Raw genomic sequence first — 9,096 nt, forward strand, 5'->3', positions numbered from 1 at the left:
TGAACTGGATCTATGCCCTTTTTTTGTTTTCTTTTTTGTAGTAGAGTAGAGAATAAGAAAATTCAGAAGAGATGAGGAGAGAAATGTGGAAGTTGCTGTACGTGTGGAAAATGTAAGTTTTCAATATGCGAATGAACAAACGTATGCTTTACAAAACGTTTCGTTTCAAGTGTATGAAGGCGAATGGGTAACGATTGTTGGTCATAACGGATCGGGAAAATCGACGCTTGCTAAGCTACTGATCGGTTTATTGCCACCGACAAGCGGAACGATTCACGTATGTGGCATCCCATTAAATGAAGAAACAATATGGGATGTTCGGGAGCGATTAGGCATTGTTTTTCAAAATCCAGATAACCAGTTTGTTGGAACGACTGTTCAAGATGACGTCGCCTTTGGCCTTGAAAATCGAGGGATACAAAAAGATGACATGGCAGCGCGTATAACTGAAGCATTAAAAAAAGTGCATATGGAGGATTTTTTGAATCATGAGCCACATCGGTTGTCAGGTGGACAAAAACAACGTGTGGCGATCGCAAGCGCCATTGCGCTTAGGCCAAATGTTATCATTTTAGATGAGGCGACATCGATGCTTGATCCGAGCGGAAAAAAAGAAGTGCTTGCTGTGATACAGTCGCTTCGACAGGAGCATCATATGACTGTTATTTCCATTACGCATGATTTAAATGAAGTCGCAAAAGCCGATCGGGTGATTGTGATGAATCAAGGGAAGCTTGCACTAGAAGGAACACCTGCACATATTTTCGCACATGGAGATAAATTAGAACAAATGGGGCTAGATTTGCCATTTTCGCTGCAATTAAGTCAACGATTGAGAAATAATGATATTCCGGTTACAGCTAATCATTTAACGATAGAGGGGTTGGTGAATGAATTATGGACATTGTATTCCGCGATGTCGAATATCGTTACCAAGTGAACACCCCTTTTGAGAAGCGAGCATTGTACGATATACATTTCGATATTCGTAGTGGCTCTTATGTAGCTGTGATCGGGCATACAGGCTCAGGCAAGTCTACCCTTTTACAACATTTAAATGGTTTACTGCAGCCGACAAAAGGGAGCGTCCATCTTGGCGATTATGCAATCACAGCGGGCAAAAAAGAAAAATATTTAAAACCTTTACGAAAAAAAGTAGGCATTGTTTTTCAATTCCCTGAACATCAACTGTTTGAAGAAACAGTAGAAAAAGATATTTGCTTCGGACCGATGAACTTTGGCATGTCAGAATCGGAAGCGAAAGCTCGTGTTCGCGAATGGTTAGCTCTTGTCGGATTGCCAGAAGAAGTTCGACATAAGTCTCCATTTGCCTTAAGCGGTGGGCAAATGCGACGTGTAGCGATCGCAGGTGTTTTAGCGATGGAACCAGAAGTGCTTGTATTAGATGAGCCGACGGCCGGATTAGATCCACAAGGGCGAAAAGAAATGATGGATATGTTTGCTCGTCTTCAGAAACAAAAAGGGTTGACGATTGTTCTCGTCACACATAGCATGGAAGAAGCCGCACGTTATGCGGATGAAATTATTATTATGCATCAAGGAACGATTGTACGAAGAGGAACACCAGAACATATTTTTCGTCACGTCGATGATTTACTACACCTTGGGTTAGATGTGCCTGAAACCGTATTATTTCAGCGGGCAATCGAACAAAAATTCGGTTTGCAATTTGATGAACCATGTTTGACGATAGAAGATGTCGTCAAAGCATTACAAACGTTATTTAATCGGGTGAAGCGTGTATGATGAACAGTATGATTATTGGAAAATATGTTCCTGGGGACTCTTTCATTCACCGTCTCGATCCACGTACAAAACTTATTACTATGTTTATTTATGTGTTCATCGTTTTTCTTGCTAATAACGGATGGACATACGGGCTATTAACTTTTTTTACGTGCATCTTGTTGTTTTTATCGCGCATTCGCCTTTCGTTTTTTGTTAAAGGGCTGAAGCCTATTTTATGGGTGATTGTATTTACATTCCTTCTTCACGTGTTGTTAACAAAAGAAGGACATGTTGTTTTTCAATGGTTTGGAATGGAAGTGTATGATCAAGGTATTCAACAAGGGGCATTTATTTCTTTACGCTTTTTGCTCCTTATTGTTGTGACAACATTATTGACGTTAACAACAACGCCAATCGAAGTGACCGATGGGATGGAATCATTGCTTTCGCCATTAAAAAAATGGAATATACCTGTTCATGAGCTAGCGTTAATGATGTCGATTTCTCTTCGTTTTATTCCAACATTGATGGAAGAAACCGAGAAGATTATGAAAGCTCAAGCGGCTCGTGGCGTTGATTTTTCAGGCGGCCCATTATCGGAACGAATGAGAGCGATGACGGCGTTGCTCGTTCCACTATTTATTAGCGCATTTAAACGTGCAGAAGAGTTAGCCGTTGCAATGGAAGTGCGCGGATACCGCGGAGGGAAAGATCGAACAAAATGGCGCGAGTTGACGTGGAGGCGCATAGATACTGCTTTTATGATTTTGCTTGGCTTTCTAGCGATTGTATTATGGCTACTTCGTTCATAAAAAGGAGCGGAAATGGTGAGAAGAATCAAATGCACTATTGCATATGATGGCACATATTTTGCAGGTTATCAAATTCAGCAACAAAAGCGGACCGTACAAGGAGAGCTTGAGCGTGCGCTTTCGCTCATCCATAAAGGACAATTTGTTCGCGTATATGCTTCGGGCAGAACGGATGCAACCGTTCATGCACACGGACAGGTGATTCATTTTGACACACCGCTGTCCATTCCAGATGGGAAATGGCCGAAAGCGTTAAATGCGCTTCTTCCTGATGATGTCATTGTCAAAGAAGCAAGTGAAGTATCGCCTTCCTTCCATGCACGGTTTAGCGTGAAAAAGAAAGAATATCGTTACCGCGTATGGACGGGGGAGAAAAACGTGTTTTTGCGTCATTACGTGTATCATTATCCGTATCCGCTTAATGTAGCAGCGATGAACGAAGCGCTTCATGATCTGATTGGCACGCATGATTTCACGAGTTTTTGTTCGGCAAAAACGGAGATAGAGGATAAAGTGCGTACGATTTACGAGGCGGAAGTCATTCCACAAGGAGACGAATTGATCTTTCGTCTTGTTGGCAACGGCTTTTTATATAACATGGTTCGCATTATCGTTGGGACGGTGCTAGAAGTCGGGCGCGGGGAACGGCGTGCTGAAGAGATGAAAACAATTTTGGAACAAAAAAATCGAAGTGCTGCCGGAAAGACCGCACCGGGTCACGGTCTTTATTTATGGCACGTTTCGTATGACAACTAATCCAGGTGTAACATTTTCTTGACATTGGGTTGTAGAAGAGATATTATATCATATGGTATGTATTTTAAACCCACGATTAGCCCCGGAAATTAATCGTGTTGAAATAAATATCGCTTGTTCATTTTTTATTTTAGGAGGGAAAACAAATGCGTACGTATATGGCGAAGCCAAATGAAGTAGAACGTAAATGGTACGTTATTGATGCAGAAGGCAAAACGTTAGGACGTCTTGCTAGTGAAGTTGCTGCGATTTTGCGCGGTAAACATAAACCAACTTACACACCGCATGTTGACACAGGTGATCATGTGATCATCATTAACGCAGAAAAAGTTGAATTAACAGGTAAAAAATTAACGAACAAATTATACTATCGTCATAGCTTACATCCAGGTGGATTAAAAGTAAGAACAGCGCTTGAAATGCGTACACACTATCCAGAACAAATGCTTGAAAGAGCAATCCGCGGCATGCTTCCAAAAGGTAGCCTTGGTCGTCAAATGTTCAAAAAATTGCACGTTTATCGCGGAAGCGAACATCCGCATCAAGCACAAAAACCAGAAGTTTACGAACTTCGCGGATAATTGATTAAAGGAGGGCATTATTTTGGCACAGGTACAATACTACGGCACAGGCCGTCGCAAAAGTTCAGTTGCGCGTGTGCGTCTCGTTCCAGGTGAAGGACGCATTATCGTAAATGGTCGTGACATTCGTGATTATGTTCCATATGAATCTTTAGTTGAAGTTGTAAAACAACCGCTTGTTTTAACAGAAACATTCGGTAGCTACGATGTATTAGTAAACGTAAGCGGCGGTGGATTCACAGGTCAAGCGGGCGCAATCCGTCACGGTATTGCTCGTGCATTGTTACAAGTTGACCCAGAATATCGTCAAACATTAAAACGTGCAGGTTTATTAACGCGCGACTCTCGTGTGAAAGAGCGTAAAAAATACGGTCTTAAAGGCGCTCGTCGTGCACCACAATTCTCAAAACGTTAATTTCAACAAATCTCGGCAATTATTTGCCGAGATTTTTTTGTATGTCCCTCTTGTTCATGCGAACAATATATATAAGGAGGGGCAGTCAAATGGAAATAATTACATCGTTTACAATAAAAAAGTTAGAAAAACAGCTTGCTTATGAGCGAAATGTATTGAAGGATCTTTCTTATCGTGAGTTATGTAGACGTGTGCGCACGTATTGGCAACAATACATGATTGTTTCCGAAGTCATGGAAACGATATGCATCGATATGGCCATTGAAGCATATTTGCTCGGTGCACATTATAGTCGGTTTACATATTATGGTGAGTCAATAGAAACAGTGAAAAGTCGTTGTATAAACGAATACGAACAACTTATACATGAACTGTATGAACATATGAAGCTATGCAGAGATAGTATGTACGACACGTGTGCTCGTTACGTAGATGTTTGGTGGAGAGAAGGAATCGAAAAAGGGCTTCGTCGTCAACGTCTTCGTTTGAAGTAATCGTTCTAAATTCTCCTCTTGTCCCATATAACATAAATAGTGGGGAGGAGAAGGAATGAAAGTACGTATTATTATTCTTTTCATTGTTTTTGTCCTTTTTTTACAGTTTTACGTACTTCATGACCGCTCATGGAAAGCATGGAGTTTACCGTTATCAGGGAAGATTATCATCCTTGATCCAGGGCATGGGGGGCCTGACGGGGGAGCGGTTGGAGGAGACGTTCTTGAGAAAGACATAGCGCTAAATGTTGCATTAAAATTGCGTGATTATTTGCAACAACAAGGTGCACTCGTTCAAATGACAAGAGAAGGTGACTATGATTTAGCAAGCGAACAAACGAGGGGATATAGCCGAAGAAAAATAGAAGATTTACAGCGACGAGTTCAGTTTGTCAATGAGTCAGAAGCTGATTTTTTTATTAGCATTCATTTAAATGCGATTCCTTCACCGAAATGGAGAGGGGCACAAGTGTTTTATTATTCCTCATTAGAAGAAAATAAACGATTAGCGAAGTTTATTCAGCAAGAACTGCGTGTCAATTTAGAGAATACACGTCGCTTAGCAAAGCCTATTCAAACGGTATATTTATTAAAAATGGCAAAAAAGCCAGGGGCTTTAGTTGAAATTGGTTTTTTATCAAATGAAGAGGAACGAAAACTACTAGCGTCCTCATCATACCAGGAGAAGCTTGCTGCTTCGATTTACAAGGGGATTTTGCGCTACGTATCCAATGAACCCGATCCTTCTGAATGAGAAGGATTTTTTTTTTTTTATGAAGAAAATTATGTTATATTGAAAGTGTGAACTGTGAAACCGAATACATAAGGATTGGTGAGGCGCGATGTTGACAGAAAAACAAGTTATTGAATTGCTTGAAACGATTTATGACCCATTTTTGAGAAAAACGTTTAAAGAAACAGGAGCGATTCAGGAAGTTAAAATAAATGAAGAGAAGGGGCTAGTAAGCGTAAAAATCGCTTTAGCTAAAACAGGAACAGCAGAACAACTCCAAGTGCAACAAACCGTTGTGCAACGGTTAAAAGATGCAGGAGCATCTTCCGTAGGGCTTCGCTTTGCCCAATTGCCGTTAGAAGAAGGGCGAACAGCGCATGAACCAATTTATTTAGCGATTGCAAGCGGAAAAGGTGGAGTAGGAAAGTCAACGGTCTCTGTTAATTTAGCTGTTTCACTTGCTCGGCTTGGCAAAAAAGTCGGTTTAATTGATGCTGATATTTACGGATTTAGCATACCCGATATGATGGGCATTACAGAACGCCCAATTGTTCGTGGCGAAAAAATTATTCCGGTTGAACGGTTTGGTGTGAAAGTCATTTCTATGGGCTTTTTTGTGGAAGATAATTCCCCGGTTATTTGGCGTGGGCCGATGCTTGGCAAAATGCTAAAAAACTTTTTTGATGAAGTGGAATGGGGAGAATTAGATTATTTATTATTAGACTTACCTCCAGGCACAGGCGATGTAGCATTAGATGTCCATACAATGCTGCCGACATCAAAAGAAATCATTGTGACAACGCCTCATCCGACCGCTGCATTTGTTGCGGCAAGAGCGGGAGCGATGGCAGTCCGAACAAATCACGAAGTTGTTGGTGTCATTGAAAATATGTCGTATTTTGAAAGTAAAACAACAGGTGAAAAAGAATACATTTTTGGAAAAGGCGGCGGTCAAAAATTAGCTGAAGAATTGCAGACGGATTTACTCGGACAACTACCGCTCGGGCAACCTGATTGGAACGATGACGATTTTGCCCCTTCTGTGTACGGTGAAGATCATCCGATTGGAAAAGTATATATGGACATCGCCAGAAAAATCATTGCAAAGCTACGATGAGGGGCTACGAAGCCCCTCATGTTGTTTGCTCGTCACTTGATCCTCCTTGCTCGTCACTTGATCCTCCTTGATCGGAACTTTCTTCTTGCTCGGAACTTTCTTCTTGCTCGGAACTTTCTTCTTGCTCGGAACTTTCTTCTTGCTCGGAACTTCTTTCACCGCCTTGCATTTCTTCGGCTGCTTTAATAAGAATATCCTCAATTTTTGCTTTAAATAGCGGGCTGCTAAATGTTTCTGTAATGACCTTTTGCAAATGAGCTCGAAAATCTTTGTTTTTCATTTCTGTTTGTATTAATTTTTTCATTTCTGGATTTTGCATAATTTCAATGATCATTGCTTGATATTCAGGATCTTTCATTAGCGCTTTTAATAATTTTTCATGTTCTTCTTGCATGCTTTTGGCAAAATTTTGGGCGAAATTTGGATCTTCAAACGCTTTTTCCCAAAACGCTTTTCCTTTTTCGGATGTTAACGTTTCTTCGATCGTCTTTTTTACAACTTCTTGATTGATAACGAGTTGTTGTTTAATTTTTTCATCGCTCATCACTTCTTGAATCGCTTTTTTTCCTTCATCTGTTTTTAAAATATCGACGACCATTTTTTTTGTTTGATCGTACTCAGGTTGCGCAGGGGTTTCTTCTTGTTGGGCGCACCCGGTCAGCACCAATACATAACTAAATAGGAGGAGCAAAAATGTCCGATTCATAATTAAGAGCCCCTTTCAACAAGTTTCCTTACTGTTAATATTCAATGTTCTTTGCAAAAATATTCGCTAGCATTTTTCTTATTTCGTTGATAGAATTTTGGAAGGGATATTGGGAAGTGGAGGTTGCACAAGTGAATAGTCGAAAGTGGGTTCAATTGTTTTTTTCTACATTGTTTGTTGGCGGAATAAGTACGGGGATTGTTGGGTTTGCTGTGAAATGGAACGAATATGCACGTCTTTTTACATCGTTTGAAATAAAAGAAATTTTATCCGTTCTCGTTTGGCTTATTGGTGTTGGTTTTATTTTTAGTGTAATTAGTCAAATGGGCTTTTTTGCATATTTAACAATTCATCGTTTTGGTCTCGGAATTTTTCGTTCGGTTGGATTATGGAATGCTGTACAATTAGTTCTCATTGCTTTTGTTTTATTTGATCTCGTTTATTTCCGTTATCAACTGTTTGCAAAAGAAGGGGAATCCCTTGTTAGCTACGTGCTTGTTGCCTTATTTATTTTTTTATTTGGACTGATTGTCGCATACGTAAAAATGCGAGAAACAAATAAAGAAGCGTTTGTTCCTGCGTTATTTTTTATGGTTGTTGTTACGGTCATCGAATGGTTCCCAGTATTGCGAATTAACGAAGAAAACTGGTTGTATTTAATGTTGTTCCCTTTATTAATTTGTAATGCGTATCAATTGCTTATTTTGCATAAGCTTTTACGTAAATAAAATGAGGCTTGCGGCCTCATTTTATTTCTTTGCTTTCTATATCAGCGTTGTTCACAAGGTCAGATATTCGCACGCTTTTATACCCTTCTTTTTTCATCCATATAACGATTTGTTCCAATGCTTGAGCGGTTTGTTTAGCTGAATCTGATGCATGAAGCAATACAATATCTCCACCCTTTGCATTTTGTGTAACATTTTCGACAATTGCGTTCACCCCAGGATTGAGCCAATCTTTTGAATCAACGCTCCAATGAACAACAGTATGACCGAAAGAATGAACAACTTTTAAGACATTTTTGTTAAAATTTCCTGTCGGTACACGAAGGAAGGGAACGCGCTTAATCCCTAACGTATCAAATACTTTTTTAGCTTGTGCTAAGTCGCGGATGATTTTCCCGCGCTCTAGTTCAGTATAATTTTTGTATTCATAGCCCATACTTCCGATTTCGTGTCCATCGTCCACGATTTTTTTTACGATGCGCGGGTGGCGTTCAGCCCAAGAAGCAGATAGAAAAAATGTAGCTCTCATCCCGTGTTTTTTTAATACGTTTAAAATAGGTATGGCATTTGTTTCTCCCCAACTAATGTCAAACGTCAAGGCGAGTTCATTTTTTTTATTTTCGACTTTGTAAATGGCTTTCGGCCCAGGATCAGTCGAAAATACAGATTCACTTGCAAGTTGCTGAATGTACAAAATAGAGGCTGTGACAAAGGCGATTGATATAATGAGAAACCATTTTTTTATTTTTTTTCCGTCAAGGATATAAAAAAACTTCAATATTTGTCCCCCCTTGTCCTTTTTATGAACATCTTATGCAAGAAATAACACGATATGATCAATGAATAAACGAGAACATTTTTTTAAAAAATATTGTTGACAACAAAATAAAACATATGTTAAATTAATAAACGTCGTCAGCGATGAAAAAACATAGTTGACGACAGCGAAAAGGAATGATAAGATATTAGAGCCGTCGTTTGACGGAGATGTTCCTTGAAAACTGA

13 protein-coding genes are annotated in these 9,096 nt (G+C 39.8%); 10 read left to right on the forward strand and 3 right to left on the reverse strand.

Features of this window, described 5'->3' with window-relative positions:
* Positions 1-85: 85 nt before the first annotated feature.
* From ABEV15_RS02855 to ABEV15_RS02895, 9 genes are all read left to right on the forward strand, one after another.
* The gene (locus tag ABEV15_RS02855) at positions 86-940 is read left to right on the forward strand and encodes an energy-coupling factor ABC transporter ATP-binding protein (RefSeq protein WP_429635362.1); all 855 of its coding nucleotides are present in this window, start codon (positions 86-88) and stop codon (positions 938-940) included.
* Complete coding sequence (locus ABEV15_RS02860; protein WP_429635364.1) at positions 898-1,767, forward strand: energy-coupling factor ABC transporter ATP-binding protein; 870 nt, start codon at positions 898-900, stop codon at positions 1,765-1,767. Before ABEV15_RS02855 ends, ABEV15_RS02860 begins: the two co-directional genes overlap by 43 nt.
* Positions 1,764-2,561, forward strand: a complete 798-nt coding sequence (locus tag ABEV15_RS02865; protein WP_498852317.1) for an energy-coupling factor transporter transmembrane component T family protein — start codon at positions 1,764-1,766, stop codon at positions 2,559-2,561. The genes ABEV15_RS02860 and ABEV15_RS02865 overlap by 4 nt, the downstream gene beginning before the upstream one ends.
* Positions 2,562-2,573: 12 nt before the next feature.
* Positions 2,574-3,317 (forward strand): tRNA pseudouridine(38-40) synthase TruA, encoded by a 744-nt coding sequence (truA, locus tag ABEV15_RS02870; RefSeq protein ID WP_035018395.1) that lies wholly within the window; start codon positions 2,574-2,576, stop codon positions 3,315-3,317.
* Between the two features lie 146 nt (positions 3,318-3,463).
* Positions 3,464-3,898: a 50S ribosomal protein L13 gene (gene rplM, locus ABEV15_RS02875; protein WP_004888711.1), complete on the forward strand. Its 435-nt coding sequence runs from the start codon at positions 3,464-3,466 to the stop codon at positions 3,896-3,898.
* Between the two features lie 22 nt (positions 3,899-3,920).
* Positions 3,921-4,313 carry a 30S ribosomal protein S9 gene (gene rpsI, locus ABEV15_RS02880; RefSeq protein ID WP_003397701.1) on the forward strand — a complete coding sequence of 131 codons (393 nt, stop codon included), beginning with the start codon at positions 3,921-3,923 and terminating at the stop codon, positions 4,311-4,313.
* Positions 4,314-4,402: 89 nt separating this feature from the next.
* On the forward strand, positions 4,403-4,807 hold the full coding sequence (locus tag ABEV15_RS02885; protein ID WP_429630676.1) for a DUF2521 family protein: 405 nt from the start codon (positions 4,403-4,405) through the stop codon (positions 4,805-4,807).
* Between the two features lie 55 nt (positions 4,808-4,862).
* On the forward strand, positions 4,863-5,561 hold the full coding sequence (gene cwlD, locus ABEV15_RS02890) for an N-acetylmuramoyl-L-alanine amidase CwlD (RefSeq protein WP_429630674.1): 699 nt from the start codon (positions 4,863-4,865) through the stop codon (positions 5,559-5,561).
* Between the two features lie 88 nt (positions 5,562-5,649).
* Positions 5,650-6,657 carry an Mrp/NBP35 family ATP-binding protein gene (locus tag ABEV15_RS02895; RefSeq protein WP_498852318.1) on the forward strand — a complete coding sequence of 336 codons (1,008 nt, stop codon included), beginning with the start codon at positions 5,650-5,652 and terminating at the stop codon, positions 6,655-6,657.
* A gap of 16 nt (positions 6,658-6,673) precedes the next feature.
* Here ABEV15_RS02895 and gerD read toward each other — a convergent pair whose 3' ends face one another.
* Positions 6,674-7,363: a spore germination lipoprotein GerD gene (gene gerD, locus ABEV15_RS02900; RefSeq protein WP_498852319.1), complete on the reverse strand. Its 690-nt coding sequence runs from the start codon at positions 7,361-7,363 to the stop codon at positions 6,674-6,676.
* 131 nt (positions 7,364-7,494) lie between these two features.
* Here gerD and ABEV15_RS02905 point away from each other — a divergent pair, with 131 nt between their 5' ends.
* Positions 7,495-8,091: a KinB-signaling pathway activation protein gene (locus tag ABEV15_RS02905; RefSeq protein ID WP_183250431.1), complete on the forward strand. Its 597-nt coding sequence runs from the start codon at positions 7,495-7,497 to the stop codon at positions 8,089-8,091.
* A 16-nt stretch (positions 8,092-8,107) separates the two neighbouring features.
* Here ABEV15_RS02905 and pdaB read toward each other — a convergent pair whose 3' ends face one another.
* Together pdaB and ABEV15_RS02915 are read right to left on the reverse strand one after the other, a co-directional pair.
* Positions 8,108-8,869, reverse strand: a complete 762-nt coding sequence (gene pdaB, locus ABEV15_RS02910) for a polysaccharide deacetylase family sporulation protein PdaB (RefSeq protein ID WP_498852320.1) — start codon at positions 8,867-8,869, stop codon at positions 8,108-8,110.
* 33 nt (positions 8,870-8,902) lie between these two features.
* Positions 8,903-9,096 (reverse strand): hypothetical protein (locus tag ABEV15_RS02915; RefSeq protein ID WP_429630664.1); only part of this gene is annotated, 194 nt, incomplete at its 5' end.

This window comes from Bhargavaea massiliensis (assembly GCF_050480245.1).
Lineage (GTDB): Bacteria > Bacillota > Bacilli > Bacillales > Anoxybacillaceae > Anoxybacillus.